General features: G+C 67.7%; 18 protein-coding genes and 1 pseudogene. 10 read left to right on the top strand and 9 right to left on the bottom strand.

The features are described 5' to 3' along the window. From HUU94_RS00805 to HUU94_RS00830, 6 genes and pseudogenes are all read left to right on the top strand, one after another. Positions 1 to 519: pseudogene (locus HUU94_RS00805) on the top strand (TonB-dependent receptor); the annotation flags it as partial. 37 nt (positions 520 to 556) lie between these two features. Further along, the gene (locus HUU94_RS00810) at positions 557 to 1,405 is read left to right on the top strand and encodes a fumarylacetoacetate hydrolase family protein (RefSeq protein ID WP_217429535.1); all 849 of its coding nucleotides are present in this window, start codon (positions 557 to 559) and stop codon (positions 1,403 to 1,405) included. Next, positions 1,398 to 2,324: a VOC family protein gene (locus HUU94_RS00815; RefSeq protein WP_174273235.1), complete on the top strand. Its 927-nt coding sequence runs from the start codon at positions 1,398 to 1,400 to the stop codon at positions 2,322 to 2,324. The genes HUU94_RS00810 and HUU94_RS00815 overlap by 8 nt, the downstream gene beginning before the upstream one ends. Positions 2,325 to 2,364: 40 nt before the next feature. Further along, positions 2,365 to 3,975, top strand: a complete 1,611-nt coding sequence (locus HUU94_RS00820; RefSeq protein WP_174273236.1) for an FAD-dependent oxidoreductase — start codon at positions 2,365 to 2,367, stop codon at positions 3,973 to 3,975. Next, entirely contained in the window at positions 3,972 to 4,940 is a 969-nt protein-coding gene (locus tag HUU94_RS00825; RefSeq protein WP_174273237.1) for a fumarylacetoacetate hydrolase family protein, read from the top strand. Before HUU94_RS00820 ends, HUU94_RS00825 begins: the two co-directional genes overlap by 4 nt. Continuing rightward, entirely contained in the window at positions 4,937 to 6,172 is a 1,236-nt protein-coding gene (locus HUU94_RS00830) for an MFS transporter (RefSeq protein ID WP_174273238.1), read from the top strand. Before HUU94_RS00825 ends, HUU94_RS00830 begins: the two co-directional genes overlap by 4 nt. Before the next feature lie 31 nt (positions 6,173 to 6,203). Here the strand turns inward: HUU94_RS00830 and HUU94_RS00835 are convergent, their stop codons facing one another. Then, positions 6,204 to 8,423 (bottom strand): TonB-dependent receptor, encoded by a 2,220-nt coding sequence (locus HUU94_RS00835; protein ID WP_174273239.1) that lies wholly within the window; start codon positions 8,421 to 8,423, stop codon positions 6,204 to 6,206. A gap of 51 nt (positions 8,424 to 8,474) precedes the next feature. Then, positions 8,475 to 9,617: an FAD-dependent monooxygenase gene (locus HUU94_RS00840; RefSeq protein WP_174273240.1), complete on the bottom strand. Its 1,143-nt coding sequence runs from the start codon at positions 9,615 to 9,617 to the stop codon at positions 8,475 to 8,477. Positions 9,618 to 9,709: 92 nt separating this feature from the next. Between HUU94_RS00840 and HUU94_RS00845 the strand changes: the two genes are divergently transcribed. From HUU94_RS00845 to HUU94_RS00850, 3 genes are all read left to right on the top strand, one after another. Further along, entirely contained in the window at positions 9,710 to 10,330 is a 621-nt protein-coding gene (locus tag HUU94_RS00845; protein WP_217429531.1) for a VOC family protein, read from the top strand. Beyond that, the gene (locus HUU94_RS12635; protein WP_217429532.1) at positions 10,327 to 10,596 is read left to right on the top strand and encodes a hypothetical protein; all 270 of its coding nucleotides are present in this window, start codon (positions 10,327 to 10,329) and stop codon (positions 10,594 to 10,596) included. Before HUU94_RS00845 ends, HUU94_RS12635 begins: the two co-directional genes overlap by 4 nt. 138 nt (positions 10,597 to 10,734) lie before the next feature. After that, positions 10,735 to 11,742: an alpha/beta hydrolase gene (locus HUU94_RS00850; protein WP_174273241.1), complete on the top strand. Its 1,008-nt coding sequence runs from the start codon at positions 10,735 to 10,737 to the stop codon at positions 11,740 to 11,742. 101 nt (positions 11,743 to 11,843) lie between these two features. Here HUU94_RS00850 and HUU94_RS00855 read toward each other — a convergent pair whose 3' ends face one another. The 4 genes from HUU94_RS00855 to HUU94_RS00870 all read right to left on the bottom strand — a co-directional run bounded on the left by HUU94_RS00855 (position 11,844) and on the right by HUU94_RS00870 (position 16,402). Continuing rightward, positions 11,844 to 12,575, bottom strand: coding sequence for an SDR family oxidoreductase (locus HUU94_RS00855; RefSeq protein ID WP_174273242.1), 732 nt, complete (start codon positions 12,573 to 12,575; stop codon positions 11,844 to 11,846). A 104-nt stretch (positions 12,576 to 12,679) separates the two neighbouring features. Further along, positions 12,680 to 13,420: a TetR/AcrR family transcriptional regulator gene (locus HUU94_RS00860; RefSeq protein WP_174273243.1), complete on the bottom strand. Its 741-nt coding sequence runs from the start codon at positions 13,418 to 13,420 to the stop codon at positions 12,680 to 12,682. 10 nt (positions 13,421 to 13,430) lie between these two features. Continuing rightward, the gene (locus tag HUU94_RS00865) at positions 13,431 to 14,675 is read right to left on the bottom strand and encodes an alpha/beta hydrolase (RefSeq protein WP_217429533.1); all 1,245 of its coding nucleotides are present in this window, start codon (positions 14,673 to 14,675) and stop codon (positions 13,431 to 13,433) included. Beyond that, a complete protein-coding gene (locus HUU94_RS00870) occupies positions 14,672 to 16,402 on the bottom strand; it encodes an AMP-binding protein (protein WP_217429534.1) in 1,731 nt (576 codons plus the stop codon). Before HUU94_RS00870 ends, HUU94_RS00865 begins: the two co-directional genes overlap by 4 nt. 115 nt (positions 16,403 to 16,517) lie before the next feature. Between HUU94_RS00870 and HUU94_RS00875 the strand changes: the two genes are divergently transcribed. Further along, positions 16,518 to 17,558 (top strand): uroporphyrinogen decarboxylase family protein, encoded by a 1,041-nt coding sequence (locus HUU94_RS00875; protein WP_174273244.1) that lies wholly within the window; start codon positions 16,518 to 16,520, stop codon positions 17,556 to 17,558. A gap of 26 nt (positions 17,559 to 17,584) precedes the next feature. On the opposite strand, the gene HUU94_RS00880 is transcribed toward HUU94_RS00875, so the two are convergent. The 3 genes from HUU94_RS00880 to HUU94_RS00890 form a co-directional block, all read right to left on the bottom strand. Further along, positions 17,585 to 18,472, bottom strand: a complete 888-nt coding sequence (locus HUU94_RS00880) for an alpha/beta hydrolase (protein ID WP_174273245.1) — start codon at positions 18,470 to 18,472, stop codon at positions 17,585 to 17,587. Further along, positions 18,472 to 20,133, bottom strand: coding sequence for an FAD-dependent monooxygenase (locus tag HUU94_RS00885; protein ID WP_174273246.1), 1,662 nt, complete (start codon positions 20,131 to 20,133; stop codon positions 18,472 to 18,474). Before HUU94_RS00885 ends, HUU94_RS00880 begins: the two co-directional genes overlap by 1 nt. Before the next feature lie 155 nt (positions 20,134 to 20,288). Beyond that, positions 20,289 to 21,001, bottom strand: a 713-nt coding sequence (locus HUU94_RS00890) for a LysR substrate-binding domain-containing protein (protein WP_174273247.1), incomplete at its 5' end; no start/stop codon positions are given.

Here is a 21,001-nt window from a genome sequence, read left to right on the forward strand (position 1 = left end):
TTCCAGAACAACCTGTTCAACGGCTCGGTGTTCGTGGTGCAGAACCTGCACGTCGCCTCGGACGGCGCCGAGCTCGATGCGCTGTGGCAGGCGACGCGGTCGCTGCGCTTCACGCTCGACGGCACCTATGCGCGGACGCGCAACCTCGATCAGACGCCGGGGCTCGACAGCCGCATGCCGCGCTCGCCGCGGATCGCGGGCAAGGCGGCGTTCCTTTACGAGGGCACGCTCTCCGACCGGTACGGGCTGACGATCGGCGGCGACGTCACCCACCGCGCGCGCATCTCGCACCAGTTGAACCCCGCCGCGGTGCCGTTCGGAGTGGCCTTCACCACGCTCAACGGCAGCATCGGCATCAAGGACCGCGATCGGGGCGTCGAGCTGTCATTGATCGGGCGCAACCTCAACAACGCCATATCGACCTCCTTCGCCTTCGCCGCGCCCAACATTCCGGGCGCCGCGATCGGCGTGGCGGAAGAGAGCCGGACCGTCATGCTCCAGCTCAAGTTCAGCCGCTGATCCACCGTCCCAGACCCGGAGAACCAACGTGAAGTTCATGAGCTATCTGACCGACGCCGGCGCCGGCCTCGCGGTCGATGCGGGCGACCGATATCTCGGGATGGTCGAGGGGGAGCCCGGCTATCCGGGCAGTCTTCTGGCGCTGATCGAGGCGGGAGGCGACGCATTGGCGGGTGCCGGCGTGGCGCTGCGCGAGCAGGGCTGGCCCGTCGATCCCAACGCGGTGACCCTGCTGCCGCCGCTGATGCCGGGCAAGATCCTGTGCGTCGGGCTCAACTATGCCGACCACGCCGCAGAATCGAACATGGCGTTGCCCGAGTTCCCGACCCTGTTCTCGCGCTTCGCCGCTTCGGTGGTGGCGCCGGGCGCACCGATCCGCCTGCCGCGTGTATCGGCCGCGCTGGATTATGAGGGCGAGCTGGCGGTGATCATCGGCACGCCCGGGCGTTATATCGCCAAGGAGGCTGCGCTCGACCATGTCGCGGGCTATTCGGTATTCAACGACGCCACCATTCGCGACTATCAACTACGAACATCGCAATGGACGATCGGCAAGAATTTCGACGGCACCGGCCCGTTCGGACCGGTGATGGTTACTGCCGACGCGCTGCCGCCGGGCGCATCTGGCCTGAAAATCGAGACCCGGCTCGATGGCGAGGTGATGCAGAGATCCTCGACCGACCGTTTGATCTTCGACGTGGCGACGCTGATCGCCGTCATCAGCGAGGCGATGGCGCTGGAGCCCGGAGACGTCATCATCACCGGCACCCCCGCCGGCGTCGGCGGCGCGCGCAAGCCCCAGCGATTCATGCAGCCGGGGGAGGTCTGCGAGGTCGAGATCGAGGGCATCGGCATCCTCTCCAATGCGATCGTGGCCGATGCCTGAGCCCACCCCCACCCGCGTCGGCGTCCATTCGCTCGACCATTTCACGCTGGCGGTGCCCGACCTGGCCGAGGCGGAGCGGTTTTACGCCGCGTTCGGGCTCGACGTCGAACGGCGCGAGGACCGGCTGCTGTTGCGCACCGCCGGCCGCGACCAAGTCTGGGCCGACGTGCTCGACGGAACGTCCAAGAAGCTGCTGTCGATCCGCTTCGGGATCTACGAGCGGGATTTGGCTGTAATCGCCGCGCGGGTGGCGGACGTTCGCATTGAGAACCCCGATGCCGCGTCCAACGCGATCTGGTGCCGCGCGCCCGACGGCCTGCCGGTCGAGATCGCGGTTGCGCCCAAATCCTCACCCGATACGAAGGGGAGCTTCGACCTGCCCGCGCGCTTCCACGAGCATCGCGGCGCCGGTCCACGCAGCCGCAATGCCATAGTCCGGCCGCGGCGCCTGGCGCACATCGCGCTGTTTACCGGCGGGGTGCCCGAGGCACTCGGCTTCTACGGCGACCGGCTGGGGTTGCGATTGTCCGACCGCTCGGGCGACGACGTGGCGTTCCTGCACGGCGCGCATGGCAGCGACCATCACCTCATTGCGCTCGCCCGCTCGGATGGCCCGGGAATGCACCATTGTAGCTGGGACGTCGCGACGGTCGCCGAAGTCGGCCAGGGCGCGATGCAGATGGAAGCGGTGGGCTATACCCGCGGCTGGGGGCTCGGCCGGCATGTGCTCGGATCGAACTATTTCCACTATGTCCGCGATCCGTGGGGCAGCTATTCCGAATATTCGGCGGACATGGATTTCATCCCGGCGACGATGGATTGGCCCGGGGCCGATCATCCCGGCGAGGATTCCTTCTATCAATGGGGTCCGCCCCCACCCGAAGATTTTGTGCGCAACTACGAGATCGCGACCGCGTGATCCCGTGCGCACGGCGCACCTGCAAAAGACGAGAACCGACATGGACCAGAATTTTGACACCGACGTGCTCGTCGTCGGCGCGGGGCCGGTCGGCCTGTCGCTCGCGCTCGAACTTGGCTTGCGCGGCGATGCGGTCACGCTGATCGAGCGCGACGATACGCGCGGGCCGCAGCCGCGCGCCAAGACGCTCAACATGCGCTCGCTGGAACATCTGCGCCGCTGGGGCATCGCCGACGCTATCCGCGCCGCCTCGCCGATCACCCCCGACCTGCCGACCGACATCGTCTTCCAGACCCGGCTCTACGGCCACCACATCGCGACTTTGCCCAACATCTATTTTAGAGGCAACGAACGCGCCGACGACTCCCGCTTCTCCGAGCCGAGCGAGTGGATCCCGCAATATCTGGTCGAACGGGTGATGAAGGCGCGCGTGGAAGCGATCCCCTCGGTCACGCTCCGCTACGGTACGGAACTGGTCGGGTTCACGCAGGACGGGGGCAGTGTCACCGCCGAGCTGCGTACCACCGCCGGGGAAAGCCTGACCGTGCGCGCGCGCTATCTCGTCGGCGCCGACGGCGCGCGCAGCCGGGTGCGCGAGGCGATCGGGGCGACGATGACCGGACGCCACGCTTATGGCGCCAATTACAACATGGTGCTCGACATCCCCGAGCTGAATGCCGATCCGCCGAGCCCGCGCGGGATCATGCACTGGACGCTCAACGCCGACAGCCCGGGCATCCTCGGCCCGATCGGGGACTTGTGGTACGCCGCCAAGAAGCTGCCCGAGGGCGTGAGCGGCATGGGCGACGACGAGATCCACAGTTTCATCACCGGCACGATCGGGCGCGACGTCGCCTTCCGGCTGGTGGCGGTCGACCCGTGGTACGCGCACGAACTGATCGCCGACCGTTACCGCCGGGACCGGGTGTTCCTGGCGGGCGACGCCTGTCATCTCCATCCGCCGTTCGGGGGGTATGGCATGAACATGGGAATCGCCGACGCGGTCGACCTCGGCTGGAAGCTCGACGCGGTGCTGCACGGCTGGGCGGGCGACGCATTGCTCAATAGTTATGAATGGGAGCGGCGGCGCGTGCACCAGTGGACGATCGACGAATCGGTCGCCAACTATGCCGTGCTGAGCGCCAACATGGTGCGCCCCGACATGGAGGCCGACACCTCGGCGGGCGAGGCCGCACGCGCCGCGCTCGCCCCGCACGTCGTCGAGCAGAAGCGGCGCGAATTCCACACCATCGGCATGGTGCTCGGCTATCACTACAGCGGCTCGCCGGTGATCGCCGGCGATGGCGCGCTGCCGCCGCCCTCGGCCGAGGAGTATGAGCCTCTGGCGGTGCCGGGCGCGCTGGCGCCGCATCTGTGGCTGGCGCCCGGCGTGTCGCTCTACGACCGCTTCGGCACGGGCTTCACCTTGCTCGACCGCTCGGGCGGGGGCGCCGGCGTCGCCGCATTCCGCGATGCGGCCGATCGGCTGGGCGTGCCGCTTACGGTCCTGGCACTGGATGGCGAGCATGTCGCCACGCTCTATCCGGACGCGCTCACGCTGGTGCGCCCCGATGAGCATGTAGCGTGGACCGGTGATGGTGCCGATCCCGAAGCGGCGATCGCGGCGCTTCGGCGGGTCACCGCGCGATGAAGCTCGCCAGCCACAACGAGGGCGCCGACGGCCGCCTGCTCGTCGTCTCCCGCGACCTGACGCAGGCCGTGCCCGCCGAGGCCGCCACCACGCTACAGGCGGCGCTCGACGATTGGGAAGCGGTCGCGCCGGCGCTGGACGCGCAGTATCGCGCGCTCAACAACGGGACTGCCGCCGGCGCCGCACCGCTCGATCCGGCGAGCCTCGCCGCGGTGTTGCCGCGCGCGTACCAGTTCCTCGACGCCTCGGCGTTCCTGGAGCATAATTTCATTCTCGCGCATGCCTGGGGGATCGACCGGCGCACCCCCGCCGACCCGCCGCTGATCTACCAGGGCCTGTCCGACCGCTTTTACCCGCCGCACGGCGACGTGCCGTTCCGCTCGACCGACGACGGAATCGACTTCGAGGCGGAATTCGGGGTGATCGTCGATCGCGTGCCGCTCGGCACCGCGCCGGCCGAAGCGCTCGGTCACGTCCGCCTCGTGCTGCTGCTCAACGACTGGAGCCTGCGCGCGTTCGGGCCGGAGGAGATGAAGGGTGGGTTCGGTTTCCTCCAGGCCAAGCCGCCCTCGGCATTGTCGGGGATCGCGGTCACGCCCGACGAACTCGGCGCCGCCTGGGCGGACGGGCGCGTCCACCTGCCGGTGACGGTCACGCGCGGCGACACGCGCTTCGGCATGCCCCACGGTCGCGAGATGACCTACGGCTTCGATCGGCTGATCGCGCATGCGGCGGCGACGCGCGACCTGTGCGCGGGCACCGTGATCGGATCGGGCACGGTCTCGAACGCCGATGCCGCCGCGGTCGGATCGGCCTGCATCGCCGAGCGCCGCGGGCTCGATACGATCGCCGGGGTCGAGCCCGTGCCGTTCCTCGGCTTCGGCGAGCGGGTGCGGATCGAGGCGTTCGACGCCGCCGGAAAGTCCGTATTCGGCCTGCTCGACCACCGTATCGCGCGGCGGTGATCGCACCGACGAGCGAGAAGGCGGCGAGCGAGCGGGCAGGCCGCATCCTGGTCGTGGTGATCGCGGTCGCGGCGGGGTCGCTGATCGCCAACCTCTATTACGCGCAGCCGCTGATCGCGACGATCGCGCGCGACTTGGGGCTCGGCACCGCGCTGGCTGGCACGCTCGTCAGCGCGACGCAGGTCGGCTATGGTGCCGGGCTGTTTCTGATCGTCCCGCTCAGCGATAGGATCGAGACGCGCCGGCTCGTGCTGACGATGGTCGCGCTGGTGCTGGCCGCTTTGATCGCGATCACTGCGTCGCGCTCGCCGGCCATGTTTCTTGCCGCCGCCCTCGCGCTCGGATTATGTTGCAGCGTCGCGCAGGTGCTGCTGCCGTTCCTGGCGCATATCGTGCCCGAGGAACGGCGCGCGGTCGTGGTCGGCAACGTGATGGCCGGCGTGCTGACCGGGGTGATGCTCGCGAGGCCGCTGTCGCTCGCGGTGTCGGCGACGTTCGGGTGGCGCGCGATCTTCTGGGGATCGGGCGCGCTGCTGATGGTCACGGGCACGCTGCTGGCGTGGCTGATGCCGCGCCATCGGCCCGCGAGCACGCTGCGGTATGGCGCGATCCTCGCCTCGATGGCGCAATTGTTGCGCACCCAGCACGAGGTGCGGCGGCGCGCGCTCTATCAGGCGATGATGTTCGCGGCGTTCAACATGCTGTGGGCGATCGCGCCGCTCGTCCTCGCCGGGCGCTTCGGGCTCGATCCCTATCATGTCGCGCTGTTCGCGCTGGCCGGCGCGGGCGGGGCGCTGGCCGCGCCGGTAGGCGCGCGGCTGGTGGACCGCGGACTGTCCCACGCCGGCACCGTCGGTGCGGCGGTCGTGGTTTCGCTCGCCTTCCTGGGGACGATCGGAGCGGTCGCGGCGCTGTCGTTCGCGGCGTTCCTGATGCTGACGATCGCGATCGACGCCGGCGTGCAGATCAACCAGACGCTTGGACGGATGGTGGTGTTCGGCGCCGCCGCCGATATCCGCGGGCGGGTCAACAGCCTCTACATGACGACGCTGTTCGCCGGCGGCGCGATCGGCTCGACGCTGGGCAGCGTCACCTACAGCGCTGGCGGGTGGCCGCTGACCGCCGGCGTCGCCGCGGCGCTGTGCGCGGGCGTGGCGCTGCTGGCGGTGCGGCATCGCGAACCGCCCGGCGGATCGATGTTCGCTTCTCCTCCCGAAGGAAAGCCGTCCTAAATCCGGCGTCCCGGGGCGAGTCGATCCGGCGCTAGCGGATGCTGACCTTCGCGGTCAGGCCGTAGGTGCGCGGCGGCTGGCCGTAGGAGATGGGATAGCCGACCGCCTGGCTGCTCGCGTTGAAGATGATGCGCTTGTCGAACAGGTTGCGTCCCCACACCGTCAACGTCAGCCGCCGGTCGCGCGTCGTCCAGGCGAGCGAGCTGTTGAGCATGACATAGGCCGGCTGGCGGAGGAAATTGTCGGGCTCGATATAATAATCGCCGTTGTAGGAGCCGGTGGCGTTGAAGTGCAGCGTCCCGAACGAGACTTCCTTTTCATAGTCCGCGGCGAGCGAGCCGACAAAGTTCTGCGCCTGCGGGATGCGCTTGCCGCTCGCGTCGATCGCCGTCAGCGTCGCGCCGCCGGTCGCCTTGGGAATGCTGCCGACCGCGTTGGGATATTGGGTGAATTCGGCGTGGAGCAGTTCGAGTCCGCCGGACAGGCTGAATTCGGGCGTGATCCGGGCGTTGAAGTCGACGTCGAGCCCGTAAAGCTCGCCCTTGGCGCCGTTGACGATGCTCTGCGCGACGTTGACGAACTGCGTCACCTGCAGATTGTTGTAGTCATAATAGAAGCCGCCGAGGTTGAAGCGCAGGCGCCGGCCGAACAATTCGGTCTTGAACCCCGCTTCATAGGCATCGAGCCGCTCGGGCAGGTAGGAGGGATTGGCGGGATTGAGGATGTTGAACCCGCCGCTCTTGATGCCGCGATTGTAGGAGACGTAGCCGAGCACGTCGGGTCCGAACTGGTGATCGAGCGCGATCCGCCAGGTCGGCCGCTTGATCGTCAGCGGGGCGGGGGTGAAGGGCAGGTTGACCACGGTGCCGTTGAAGCGCGTGTTGACGACCAGCCCGGTCGTGAGGTCGCGCTTTTCATAGGTATAGCGGCCGCCCAGCGTCAGCTTGGTATCCTCGAACAGTTCGAGGCCGACCTGCGCGAAGGGCGCGAAGGATTCGGTCCGCTCGCTGCCATAGACCTGCGACACGCGGTTGGCGGTGGGCGGCCCGACGATCGCTCCGTAGAAGACAGGGGAAAACGTCCGCGTGATCGGCAAGTTGCCGAGCCGGTTGAAGTAATAGAAGGCCCCTACGGTCCAGGTGAACCGGCTGGTGCCGGTGGAGACGAGCTGCAACTCCTGCGTGAAATCCTTGTTGATCTGGCTGCCCGGATCGACCTGGACATAGAAGATCGGCACGCCGACCGGAACGTCGTCGAAGCTGTAGCTGCTCGATCCGCGGCGGTAGGAGGTGATCGACACGAGCTTGGCGAAGTCGAAGCTGTGCGCGATGGTCAGGCTGGCGCCGCCGCCCTTGAAGGCGGTGAAGGGATCGATCGGCGAATAGGTGTCGAACTTGCTGGAGAGCGGCCCGGTCGGAAGCAGGAACGACGTTCCCGGATAGGGCACGAAGGAGAAGGCGTTCTCGCGCCGGCTCATATAGTCGCCGATCACCGTCACGTCGGTGCGGTCGTCGAGGGTCCAGACGAGCTTGCCGCGCAGGCCGAGCGAATGGCGGAGCTTGAAGGTGTCGTTGCCGGTGGTGCGGTTGGTGCCGTAGCCGTCGCCCTGTTTGGCATAATCGACCGACAGGCTGCCCGCCAGACCCTCGGCCAGGCCGCCCGACACGAAGGCACCGGCGCGGAAGGTCGCATAATTGTCGATGCCGAGCTGACCGTCGAACTCGAACTTCTGCGTCGGGGTGCGCGTCGTGATCTGGATGACGCCGCCGGTCGCGTTGCGCCCGAACAATGTGCCCTGCGGGCCCTTGAGGACGGCGATCTGCTCGACATCGGGCAGTTCGCGGATACCCTCGCGCTGCTGGGGAAGATAGACGCCGTCGATATACAGCGCGACCGGGTTTTCCACGACGTTGCTCGAGGTGCCGACGCCGCGGATCGACGGCTGGAACGCACCCGACACGTTGCGCGAATTGAAACCCGGCGCGAGGGTGTTGAGCGTCGCGAGGCTCGTCACGCCCGATTTGGCGAGCTGATCGCCGCTGACGGCGGTGATGACGATCGGCACCTTCTGAAGATTTTCCGACCGGCGCTGCGCGGTGACGACGATATCGCCGAGCGCGTTGTCCGCCTGCGGTTCGGAGGGCGAAGCCTGGCCGGCGGCGGGTACGGTGCTCTGCGCGTGTGCGGCCGCCGGAAGCCCGAAGACGACAAGCGTCGCGGCGATCGCGATTCGCGATGAGGTTCCTTGCATTATACTCTCCCGTTGATTTTTTATCGTTGAAGTGATGGTCGTCGTTTGGTTTCAGGCGGCTCCCCGCACGCGATGTCCTTCCGCCAAAGCCGCAAAGGCCGGGTCGATCCGCCGCAGCCGCTCGTGGCTGACGCGGCCGGTGCGCATCATATAATCATAAGCGAAGGGCACCGGATCGAGGCCGATCCGCTCGTCCACCGTCTCGTACCAGACGATGCTCTTCATCGCCGCGTCCTGGAACTCGCCCGCGCCGGTACGCCGGGTGCGCTCGAACGTCTCGAAGGTGCGCGCGACATCGCCCGCGCAGGCGTCGAGCGCCTGGGCGAGCGCGATCGCGTCCTGCATGCCGACGCGCGTTCCCGAGCCGATCGAGGGATGGACGGTCTTCAGCGCGTCGCCGATCAGCACGACATTGCCGTGATGCCAGTGCCGGCTGGTCACGAATTCCGGATTGAACCAGCCGGAGCGGTTCGACACCAGCGGGTAGCCATCGAGATAGTCGCGGAAAACATCGGCGCAGAAGGCGCGGCTGTCCTCGTCGCTCATCGCGTCGAGCCCGGCGCTGTGCCACGTCTCCGGGCTGCATTCGATCACGAAGGTGCCGAGCTCGGGCGAGAAGCGATAGCTGTGCGCGATGAAGATGCCGTGATCGGTCGCCTGGAAGATCAGCCCGACCGATTCGAGGCGCTTGGGGGTAGCGTACCACACCCATTTGTTGCGGCGCGGTTCCTTGGTCGCCTGGAAATGATCGTTGAGGCACGCGCGCACGGCGCTGTTCACCCCGTCCGCGCCGACGATCATGTCATAGCCGTCGAGCGCCGCCGGATCGCTTATCCGCGTTTCGAAATGCAGTCGGGCGCCCGCCGCCTCCGCGTTGCGCTGCATCGCATCGAGCAGCTTGACCCGGCTGATCCCCATGAAGCCGTTGCCCCTGAGCGGAATCTCGACGCCCTGGTGGACGATGGTGATCCGGTCCTGGAATTCGGCGACCGCGGCGATCGCCTCGCGCAACCCCGGATCGACGCCCGCGAGAATATCGAGCGCGACGTCGGCGAGCACCACGCCGAACCCATAGGTCGCTCCACTCGGGTTCTGTTCGAAAACATCGATCTCGTGCCCGGCGTCGGCCTGTTTCGCGAGCTTGGCGAACAGCAGCCCCGCGGGTCCTCCCCCGACCACTGCAATTCGCGCCATCGTCCACCGTCCCGTTTTCGTCGTACTGGTCGATATATTGACATAGGCGTCGAACCGCGCAAGAAGAAATTCGCAGCAGGAAGGACTCGGCCGTGACGACCCTGGACACTGAGCAGCTCGCGCCGGGTCTAGTGCTAGGTGGCGTCGATCATACCGCCCGTCCCACCTGGAAGCTGCGCGAGACGGTGGAATTCTACCGCGACAAGCTCGGCCTCCCGCTGGTTCACGCCATCACCGCCAAGGGCTGGGGCCGCGAGAAGGAGGAGCATGCCGATTTCATCCACTTCTTCTTCGACGCAGGGAACGGCAGCACGATCGCCTTCTTCCACTATATCGGCACCGATCAGCCGCCGGAGATGGCGGTGCCGCGCGGCTATATGGCGATGGCGAGCCACACCGCCTGGCGGGTCGAGACCGAGGCGGAGCTGCTCGCCTGGCAGAATCGACTGGAGGATGCCGGCATCCGCGTGAGCCAGTCGGTCAGGCACGAGATCCTGGAATCGATCTATTTTCGTGATCCCAACCATTATCCGCTCGAGATCACCCGGCCCTTGCGGGCGGTGGAGCGGATCGACGGCATCGATGCCGAACTGACGATCGATGCCGCGCTCGCGCTCGCCGACGCCGGCGGCTGGACGACGATCGAGCAGCTCTGGCGGATCAAGGCCGATCGTGTCGCCGATCACCAGCGCCGCGAGGCGCCCGCCGGGTGAGCGGCTTCTATATCCTCGACGTGCCGGAATTCGCGCCCGTCGTGGCGGCCGCGCGTTCGCTCGAACGCTGCCGCGTCCATGCGGCGCGTGCCGGCTATCTGTTCGTGGAGTTCGACGGCGAGATCGAGATCGACCGCGCGGCGACGGGCCTTGCCGAGGCGGTCTGGTTCGGGTGCCTCACCGGCGGGCTCGACGGCAGGATCGTCCGGTTCGACGCGACCAGCATCCGCCTCGCGCCGACCAACGAACCGGTGCTCGTATGCTAATTTCGACGCGTGGCCGGTAGCGAGCAATCAGATCACCAGCATGAGCGGTGTGGACAGGAGAGAGGTCAAATGAAGAGAGCTTCCTTTCATTACAGAGCCCCGTACGCGGGCCTAGCAACGGCGATCGCTCTGGCGATAGTGCCAGGCGCGCTGGTCGCGACCGAGGCCCAGGCGGCCCCCCCGGCGTCGGCCCCGCTGCAATGCCGGACCTATAATTTCGGGGTGAAGCAATTCTCCACCGATATCATCCGGCAGTCGGTCTGGGGCCAGCTCTGCTTTCGCGGGCAACTCACCTCCGATACGCCGGTGCAGCTTCTAATTCACGGCGGCGCCTACAATCACACTTATTGGGATTCGCCCTTCAAGCCCGAGGTCTATTCCTACGTCCAGGCCGCGACGAAGCGTGGCTATGCGACATTGAACATCGATCGGCTGGGCTACGGGCAGAGCGACCATCCGGTCGCGACGACGCTCAACTTCGACGTCGCGGGTTACATCACGCATCAGCTCGTCCAGACGCTTCGGGGCGGTGCCTTGGGCGTTCGCTTCACCAGGGTGATCCTCAACGGACATTCGATGGGCGCGCTCACCGCGGAAAACGAGGCTGCCAATTATCATGATGTCGATGGCCTGATCGTCAGCGGCATCGGCCACAATCTCAACCCGCCGCCGGAGCAGCTGACCACCTTCACGCCCGCCGCGACCGATCCGAAGTTCGTGGGCCAGCTGGCGTTGGCCACCTATCTGACCTCGCGACCGAACGTCAGGATCAGCGTCTTCGTTTCCGGGGGCACCTATGATCCGGCCATCCCTCCGTACGAGGAGGGCATCCTGAAGGATACCCTGTCCCCGACCGAGTTCACCGCGCTGCCGATCGACACGAACGACCAGGTGCAACTGACGCAGAAGATCACCGCTCCGGTGCTGTTCGCGCAGGGGCGATACGACAAGATCTGGTGCACGGGCACCTTCGATTGCCAAACGGATCCGCAGGCGCTCAAGGAGCCGACCTACTGGCAACCCGGCGTCTTCACGCGCGTCGTCATCCCGGACGCCGGCCACTCGATCAATTCGAACCTGTCGGCGCCGACCTTCTACGAGACGACCTTCACTTGGCTGGCACAGCACGGCCTGGCGCCAAGGTAACATGTCTACACCGGGTGCGCGGGCCGCGCATCCGGTGCTGGACGGAAGGGCGGCGGCGTCCCGCGATATCTCCGGCGCGGTGACCGGACGCTCCGAATTTTTCAGCCCTGTGCGGTTGGTCGGATGACGATGCTGCCAACGTCGACTTCGGGCGGCTGCTCGAGCGCATAGAGGATGCCGCGCGCGATCGCGTCGGGCGGGATCGCGACATCTCCCGAACGCTGCGCCATCGCCTCCTTTGTCGCCTGATCGGTGATCGAGTCGCCGAAATTGGTCGCGACCATGCCCGGCGATACCTCGGTCACGCGAAGATTCGGCCCCGCTTCCTGCCTCAGCGCCTCCGTCACCGTACGCACCGCGTTCTTGGTGGCGGCGTAGACCCCCATCGTCGGGAGTATTTTGAGGCCCGCAGTCGAAACGACGTTGATCACGTGGCCGCCGCCCTGTCGCGCGAACACCGGCAGGGCGGCGGCGATGCCATACAGGGTGCCGCGCAGATTGACGTCGATCATCGCGTCCCAGTCGTCGACGCGCAGCGCGTCGAAGCGCGAGATCGGGCCGATGCCGGCGTTGTTGACGATCACATCGAGTCTTCCGAAACGTTCGAGCGCGTGCGCCACCAGCGCTTCGAGATCGGCGCGCCGCGTGACGTCGGTGACATGATAGTCCGCCCGGCCGCCCGCCTGGTTCAGTTCCGCCACCAGCGTCGCAAGCGCGTCCTCGCGCCGCGCCCCGAGCACCACGGCATGGCCGTGCCTTGCAAGCAGCCGCGCGACGGCCTGCCCGATACCGCTGCTGGCTCCGGTGATCGCGACGACCTTGGCCTCATTCATCCGGCTTCTCCGTCGATCGATTGTCGGGCGTTCCTACGACAGCTTCGGCCGAACTCCAACCGAAGCCGCCCGATGGCTTTCTGCCAATCGCGGACGTTCCCCGCTCATGGATGCGCGACCGGGGCGGCCGGGGTCGTCCCTGCGGCCGCGCGGTCCCGTCCCGCCATCGTCTCGACGAGGGAAAGGTTGTCGCGGATCTCGCGCATCAACTCGGGCACCGTCGCGGCGGGCCGGGAGTCCGCGCGATGCAGCGATGCGACCGCATTTTCCGCGATCGCCGTCGCGACCTCCTCGATACCCGGTCCGTGGCGGGGCTGGAACCACCAGGCGGTCCACATCGCCATGCCGATGATCGAGAAAGCGGCGACGCGCGGGTCCACCGGCCGGGCCTCGCCGGCCAGGATCGCGGCGTCGATCAGCCGTACCATCTCGCTCAGGATACGGCGCTTTGCGTCGACATGAGCCTTGGCGATCGCCGGCGGCAGTTCGGCTTCGCTCTGGTCCATCAGCCTGAAATGGGTCTTGGGATCGGCGGCCCACAGCACGAGGCGGCGAACCACCTCGCGGATGCGGCCTTGCGGCGACAGCGCCTGATCGACGTCGCGGAAGATGTTGGCGACGGGGAGCGTCACCCCGCGAATCAGCGCGGCGAGCAGCGCGTCCTTGTTGGGGTAGTAATAATAGATCGACGAGCGGCTGAGCCCGACCGCATCGGCGACATCCTTCAGGCTGGTCGCGGCGAAGCCCTTGGCGGCGAACAGCGCCGCCGCCTTGTCGAGCACCTCGTCCGCCAGCAATTCCCGGCGCATCGCCGGGGCACCCGCATCCTGCTTCCTTGTCGCCATGCGCGCCGCTCTAGCGCGTCGGAAACCGATCGGCGAGCCATTCGCGGATCGCCTGCCCCGCGGAGACGCGGCCCGGCACCTCGCCTGTGACCAGCGGCTGGCCGTGATGATCGCCGGGGAAGGCGTGACGCGTCACATCGGCCGATGGGATCGCCTCGGCGATGCGCTGGACGTCGGCGGGGAAGACGACCTGATCGCCGCTATATTCGATCAGCAGCAACGGCTGCTCGATCGCCGCCGCCGTATGGAACAGATTGGCGCGCGAGGTCAGCCCCGACCAGGTCGAGAGCCACGCCTCGGGCGTGCAGAAGCGCGCGAAGCCGACCACGCCGAAATTGGTCGCGTAGGGATCGCTGCTCCAGATCGAGCCGACCGCGCGGTCGGACGGGTCGAGCGACAGATCCCAGCAGCGCAGGTCGGCATCGGTCCGCCAGATCGTCATCGCCGTGGTGTGCGCGCCGCGGATGCGATCCTCGCGGCTGCCCCCGGCCTTGGCGCGGCCGCGCGCGGTTAGGCGATCATCGATCACCTGCCGAGCGGTCGCATCGAGCCGTTCGACGCGCGCGCGCTGCGCCGCCCGGTATCGCGCGACGAAGCCGGCCTCGTAGCGTGCGCCCCCGGGTGCCGGCGCATAGCCGTTTTCGGGCGCGAGGAAGTCGAGGCTCGGGTCGATCGCCAGCGGATCGTTCTCGTCCACCACCGATGGATCGATGCAGTTCATCAGCACGACGCCTTGCCCCGGATGCGGCGAGACCAGCACGATGCCGTCCGCCTGCGGCATCGCGACATCGGCCAGCCCGGTCTTGCGCCCGCCCGGCGTATGCGTCAGCCGCTCGCGCGGCGCGCACAGCGATTGTGCATTGTAGAAGCCGTACAGGCTCGCGCCGCCCGAATTGCCGATCAGCACGATCTTGCCGAAGCCGCTGTCGCGCAGGAAGCCGAGTCCCGCCGCGACGTCGAGCAAGGTAATCTCATGTTCGAGCCGCAGGTCGGAGCCGACCGCGCGCGAGGTCTGCGTGAACACCGCATATCCCGCCGCCAGCAGCTCGGGCACGAGATAATGCGTCGCGAGGAATTCGCGCGGATGCATGATGCACGCGACGACCTCGGACGGCCCGGCGGTATAGAGGAAGCCATTGACCGCGGCGCCGTCGGCGGTGCGCAACGGGTGGACGCTGAGCTTCACGTCATCCGGCAGCCGGTCCATCGTCCAGCCGGCGTTGCGGAATCCCGCCGTCGCCTCTCGCTCGCTCACTTGCTTTCCGCCTTCTCGGCCGGCACCTGCCCGGCCAGCGCCTCCGCGACGATCCGCCGCAACTCCGCCTTGTCGGCCTTGCCGACGCGGGTGAGGGGGAAGGCGTGGATCTCCTCGACCCGCTCGGGCAGCTTATATTTGGCGATGCCGAGCCCGAGCAGAAACGAACCCAGCTCGGCTACGGTCGGCGCCCGCTGCCCCGGATGCGGGATGACGAAGGCGCAGGCCTTCTCGCCGTACACCGGATCGGGCATCGCCACGACGCGCACGTCGGCAACGTCGGGATGGCGGACGACGAGGTCTTCGACTTCCTCCGCGCCGATCTTCTCGCCCCCGCGATTGATGTTGTCCTTGATGCGGCCCTCGAACGAGTAACAGGTCTCGCCATCGAGGTGATGCGCGCGCATCAGATCGCCCGATCGGAAGAAGCCGTCGCCGGTGAAGCTCGCCGCCGTCGTCTCCGGATCGCCGAAATAGCCGGTGAGCGTGCTCGGCCCGCGAAAGCATAATTCGCCGATCTCGCCGAACGGCACCGCATCCTCGCTGCCGGGCACGAGCAGCCGCACCTCGTCGCCGGGTGAGATCGGGTGGCCGACCGTGGTGTGGCGCATCGCGGCGCAGGCGGTCGGCGCGGCGGCGAACACCATGCCCTCGGTCATGCCGAACATCTGCCCGACGGGCACGCCGACATGCGCCTCGACCGGCTCCGCGCGGGCCAGCGCGAAGAACTGGCGCAGCGAGCTGAGATCGTGGCGGTGGAGATCGTCGATCTCGAGCAGCCGCGCCGCGACCGGACCGATGCTGCCGCTGAAGGTGACTCGGTGCCGGGCGATCAGCGCCAGCATCTCGGGAATGTCGAGCCGGTTTTGCAGCACCAGCGTTCGCCGGTCGAGCGCGACGGGCAGCACCGCGAACATCGTGCCGGCATTGTGGATGAGCGGCAGCGCCCACAATGTCACGTCGCGATCGTCGAGGTGGTAGCGCTGCGACAGATGGCGGACGGCGCCGAGATATTCGCCGTGCATGCGCGGGATGATCTTGGGCAGGCTGGTCGAGCCGCCCGAGAGCTGGAAGACCGCGACGTCGAGCGGGTCCGGCCGCACGTCCGCCGTCCGCGCGTGCGCCTCTTCGGGCGCGAAGCCGGTGGCCATCGCTTCCAGGTCGGGCAGGCCGGCGCGCGTGCCGCGAACGACGATGACATGCTCCAGCGCGTCCGCGCCGGCGGCGATCCGCTCCGCGAAGGCGACCTGATCGAAGCGGGGATCGACGTCGGCCTGAACGAGGAACGCGCGCGCGCCGGTTCTTTCCGCGAAATGGGCCATCTCCACCTCGCGATATTGCGGCAGCGTGCAGACCGGCACCACACCCGCCTTCATGCAGCCGTAGAAAGCGGTGAAGAAGTCCGCGGTCGTGCCGAGCTGGACCAGTGCCCGGTCACCGGGCCGAAGCCCGAGCTGGAGCAGGCTGGCGGCCATCGATTCGGTGCGGCGGTCGAGCGCGGCGAAGGTCACGGCGCCGTCCGGATCGACCACCGCGATCGCCTCCGGCCGCTCGGCCGCCGCCGCGCGCAACGTGTCACCGATGTTCAGGTCCAGCCAGTTGCCCCGGCCGATCTCCCGGCGCGCTTCGTCGGCGGTTCGGTAGGTAACCCCCTCGATCGGGTAACGCGGGCCCGTCGATCCGGCCGCGACGGCCTCTTCCAATTGCTGCATCCAGGCCCGCTCCACGCTTTCGTCCATTTTTCCACGTTATCGTCGAAGGCGTCAAGCCGCCGCTTGTGCCGCTGTGGTTTCGACTTTAGCGTCGAATCCTCGACAATGACGACGCGCGCCGAGGATAGCCATGAAGAATGATGACGTGATGCTGCCGACAACGCTGGTCGGCTCCTATGCGATGCCCGAATGGCTGATCGACCGCGCCAAGTTGGCCGGCCGCTTTCCGCCGCGCGTCCGGGCGAAGGAGCTCTGGCGCATCGCCCCGGAATTCCTCGACGAGGCGCAGGACGACGCGACGCTGATGGCGATCTTCGAACAGGAGCGCGCGGGGCTCGACATCATCACCGACGGGGAGATGCGGCGCGAGAGCTATTCGAATCGCTTCGCCACCGCGCTGGAGGGGGTCGATCTCGAGAATCACGGCACTGCGCTCGATCGCAGCGGCCATCCCAATCCCGTTCCCCGCGTCACGGGCAAGATCCGGCGCAAGCACCCCGTCCAGGTTCGCGACATCGAATTCCTGCGGCGGCACACCGACAAGCGCATCAAGATCACCGTTCCCGGTGCCTTCACCATGGCGCAGCAGGCGCAGAACGACTTCTACGCCACCGATGAGGAAATGGCGCTCGACTATGCGGCGGCGGTCAACGAAGAGATCAAGGACCTGTTCGCGGCGGGCGCGGACATCGTCCAGATCGACGAGCCCTATATGCAGGCGCGCCCGGAAAAAGCGCGCGCTTACGGCGCGGCGGCGGTCGCGCGGGCGCTGGACGGCGTGAATGGCGTCACCGCGCTGCACATCTGCTTCGGCTATGCGGCGATCATTCATGGCGATCGGCCAAAGGGCTATGATTTCCTCGCCGAACTCGCCGAGACCTCGGTGCGGCAGGTTTCGGTGGAGACCGCGCAGCCCAGGCTCGATCCGGCCGAGCTCGCGCCGCTGCGTGACAAGCAGATCCTCGTCGGCGTGCTCGATCTCAATGACCCGTCGGTGGAAACCCCCGAAACCGTCGCCGATCGGATCCGCCGCGCGATGACGCAGGTGCCGCCCGAAAACATCATCGTCGCCCCCGATTGCGGCCTCAAATATCTGCCGCGCGACGTGGCTTATGGGAAGATGGCGGCGATGGTCGCGGGCGCCGCCATCGTCCGCGGCGAGCTGTCATAGCAGCCGGCGCGGCGCCGTCGCATGTCCTAACGATCGGCCGGCGCGGCGCAGCTCAGCGCGAATTCTAGCTGTGCGGTCTGTAGCGCGGGGCCGGCGTGATGAAAGTCGGTGCAATGGCCGGTGTCGCGCAGCAGGCCGGCGTCGACGGCGGGGGCTTCGGAGAGCATGACGGCGAACCGAGCGACTTCGCCCTCGTTGGTGATCCACAGCCGATCATGCTGGGCCAGGCGATAGTGCACGGGCACGCGGACCTTTCCCAATATGTCGGCGGCGATGGTGGGCCAGCCCAGGACGATATCGAGGAGCTCGGCGCGAGGCACCGGCGCGTCGGCGGCATGGCTGAGGCCGGGCATCGGCGCGCCGAACGTATGCGCGGGGCCGAACATCACGGCATCCTTCAGATCGGGCGGCAGCTCGATCATCACCGTCGCGGGCAGCGCCGCCCAGGCCGCGCCCGCCTCGGGCGGGCTCGCCAGGCACATCCCCGAAATCGCGACGCCGGCCAGCGGCCATGACGGTTGCCGCGCTGCGATGGCGAGCGTGATTGCAGCGCCGATCGAATGGCCGACGAGCACGACCGGCCGTGCCGGTTCGGCCGACTGCGCGAGCAGCATCCCGATCATCGCGTCGAGCCGCTCGGCGCTGGCGAGGATCGTCTCGGCGCCCGGCGGCAGCGGCGTCGTGGCCCCATAGCAGGGCCGGTCGAGCGCGAGGATCGGAATGCCGGCCGTGGCGGCGCGGTCGAGCAGCGAAAATCCGGGCAGGTCGAAATAAGCCGACGTGTAGCTGCCGCCGTGCAGCGCGACGATCAGCGGCACGTCCCCCGCGGCGGGCCGATCGGGCGATCGACGGCGGCCCGACACCTGCCATTCCCCCACGCGTTCGGCGAAAATTCCGGCGGCCAGCTCGGGCATCACGCGCCCTCCCGCTGCGGTGAACGGGCAGGATCGTCTACGCCCGTCCGCTCTGCCAGCCAACCGGCGGCGAGATCGAAAACCTCGTCCGACCAGCGATCGCCCCGCCAGGCGATATATTGGTCGGGCCGCACCAATGTCAGCGGTTTCGGGTAGCGCCCCTTCGCCTCCGCCTCGGTGAGATAGAGGCAGATCATCGGAATCCCCCGGTCGGCGGCGGCGGCCATCGCGCCGCGAACCTGGGCGCCGCTGGCGTCGAACCGCGCCAGCAGCGCGAAGCCCTGGCCGAACAGGTCGTACAGCGATCGCCCGTCGGCGCGCCAGACGTGCGGCGCGAGGCAGCCGGGGCGGCTCGACGGCTTATATTCGCGCGCGTCGGGCGCGTCCTCCTCGGCATCGTCCTCGCGGGCGAGTACGGGAGATCGCCGGTAGCAGCCGCCGAGCACGGTCTTGAGCGTATGGAACTCGCGCTGCTTGACCGCCACGATCCGTTCGCCGACCGCGCGGCGCATCGCGTCGCCGGCCTCGCCCGGCTCTTCCAGCCCCTCGGCCCAGAAATCGTTCGACAGCACGGCATGGTTAGTGGCGGCCTCGGCGATCACTTCCTCATGGATCGCTCGACGCTCGATCTCATAGCTGTCGAGCAGCGCCGGTCCGCCCCACCCCTGGAGCGTCGCCGCGAGCTTCCAGCCGAGATCGACGCCGTCCGCCACTCCCATGTTCATGCCGTAGCCGCCGAACGGAGGGTGCAGATGGCAGGCATCGCCGATCAGGAACACGCGGTCCTTGCGATAGCGATCGGCGATCAGGCTGCTCGCGACCCATTCGTCGCTGCTCAATATCTCGTAGGGCAGGTCGATCCCCGTCGATTCGCGGATCAACGCCGCCGCATTGTCGGGCGTGATCGTGAAACCTTCGGGCAGCCGCGTTGGCATGAAGAACCACACGTCGTCCCGGTCCATCGGTCCGATCAGGCTGGGCGCCGCCGGGTTGACCTGCCAATACATCGTCGCCGGGCCGTGGGCATGCGCCTCGGCAAGCCCCGGTGCGCGGAACACGATGTTGTAATTGCGCGACAGGCCGTAGGTGCCGTGCATCGTCGCGCCGACCACCTCACGCAACGCGCTCCGGGCGCCATCCGCGCCGACCACATAGCCGCAGCGGATCGGCAGTTCCGCTCCCGTGCCGCGATCGCGCAGGATGAGATCGACGCCGTCGGCATCCTGGTTGACCGAGACGAATTCGGTGCTGAAGCGCAGCGTGACCGACGGCAGCGTCTCGGCATGCTCGCGCATCACCTGCTCGAGCTTGTACTGCGGCACCCACTGGCCGTGCTCGGGATAGAGCTCGTTTCGTGCCGGATGGCAGTTCGAGGCATTCTCGATCCGCGCGAGGCCGAAGCCGCCGAGCCGGGTGACGAAATTCACGGTCGAGGGATAATCGACCCCGAACGGCGAGACCGCCGCCAGCTTGTCGGCGATCCCCCATCGCCGCAGATGCGTGCGGGTCCGGACGTTGGTGGTCTTGGCGCGCGGCGCATAGCCGACCCGGTCGTTGCGCTCGACCAGCAGGCAATCCACGCCGCGCGTGCCCAGCTCGATCGCCAGTGCGAGGCCGCTCGGCCCCGCGCCGACGATCACAACCGAATATGCTTTGGCCATGCCCATCGAAGCACCTCCCCACGCGGCGCAGGCGACCGCCGACCTGCGCGCCGCTGACCTTTGCGGACGTCTCGAGCGTCCTGACGGGTGCTGGATAGAGAAAGCGTGGCGATAGGAAACGATGGCAAAATGCCGGAGGTGTTACTTGATCGGCATCAGCCGCCGGGATCGCGCCGGTTGAGCCCGGCGCGGCGGAACAGGTCCGTCAGGTGCTGCGCGATCGGCGTCAGCGGGAAGCGCGATCGGCTGACGATGCAGATCGCCGGCGCGCCCAGCTCCTCGGTCACCGCGATATGCCCGAGCAGCCGGCTGGTGCGCGCGAAGGACAGCCATTGCTGCGGCAGCATGGCGAGAACGTCCGAAGACGCCGCGACCGTGATCATCGAAAGCGCGCTCTGCGCCTGGATCGCGATGATCGGGCTGGGCAGGCCGTGCCGCTGAAACAGCGGGGACAGTTCCGCCCCGCTATCCATCGTCACCGACGTCGCGACCCAGCGCGCGTCGACCAGTTCGGCGAGCGATGTCGCGCCGGCGAGCGGATGGCCGCGCCGACCCAGCACGACGCGCCGGTTCTCGAACAATTTCTCGCTCGAATATTCGCCGGGCAGATGATCCTCGGAAAGCGGCCCGACATAGAAATCGACCGCCCCGCTGCGGATGTCCGCCTCGATCGCGGGGAACAGCCCCTCGGTGATGCGCAGCAGAACGTCCGGATAGCGGCGGCGGAAGGGCTCGAGCACCATCGGCAGCATCGAGACGTGCGGCGCGGTCGAGAGGGCGATCGAAACGCTGCCGGTGCTGATGCCCTTGAGCTGCTGCACCTCGTCGCGCGCGCGCTCGAGCTCGAGCTGCACCGCCGTGCTGCGCC

This window comes from Sphingomonas bacterium, from assembly GCF_903644055.1.
GTDB lineage: Bacteria > Pseudomonadota > Alphaproteobacteria > Sphingomonadales > Sphingomonadaceae > Sphingomonas_I.

Excerpts from the sequence above, each read along its gene's own strand:
- HUU94_RS00810 (WP_217429535.1), top strand. The coding sequence starts at position 557 with ATGAGCTATCTGACCGACGCCGGCGCCGGCCTCGCGGTCGATGCGGGC.
- HUU94_RS00815 (WP_174273235.1), top strand. The coding sequence starts at position 1,398 with ATGCCTGAGCCCACCCCCACCCGCGTCGGCGTCCATTCGCTCGACCAT.
- HUU94_RS00820 (WP_174273236.1), top strand. The coding sequence starts at position 2,365 with ATGGACCAGAATTTTGACACCGACGTGCTCGTCGTCGGCGCGGGGCCG.
- HUU94_RS00825 (WP_174273237.1), top strand. The coding sequence starts at position 3,972 with ATGAAGCTCGCCAGCCACAACGAGGGCGCCGACGGCCGCCTGCTCGTC.
- HUU94_RS00835 (WP_174273239.1), bottom strand. The coding sequence starts at position 8,423 with ATGCAAGGAACCTCATCGCGAATCGCGATCGCCGCGACGCTTGTCGTC.
- HUU94_RS00840 (WP_174273240.1), bottom strand. The coding sequence starts at position 9,617 with ATGGCGCGAATTGCAGTGGTCGGGGGAGGACCCGCGGGGCTGCTGTTC.
- HUU94_RS00855 (WP_174273242.1), bottom strand. The coding sequence starts at position 12,575 with ATGAATGAGGCCAAGGTCGTCGCGATCACCGGAGCCAGCAGCGGTATC.
- HUU94_RS00860 (WP_174273243.1), bottom strand. The coding sequence starts at position 13,420 with ATGGCGACAAGGAAGCAGGATGCGGGTGCCCCGGCGATGCGCCGGGAA.
- HUU94_RS00875 (WP_174273244.1), top strand. The coding sequence starts at position 16,518 with ATGAAGAATGATGACGTGATGCTGCCGACAACGCTGGTCGGCTCCTAT.
- HUU94_RS00880 (WP_174273245.1), bottom strand. The coding sequence starts at position 18,472 with ATGCCCGAGCTGGCCGCCGGAATTTTCGCCGAACGCGTGGGGGAATGG.
- HUU94_RS00885 (WP_174273246.1), bottom strand. The coding sequence starts at position 20,133 with ATGGCCAAAGCATATTCGGTTGTGATCGTCGGCGCGGGGCCGAGCGGC.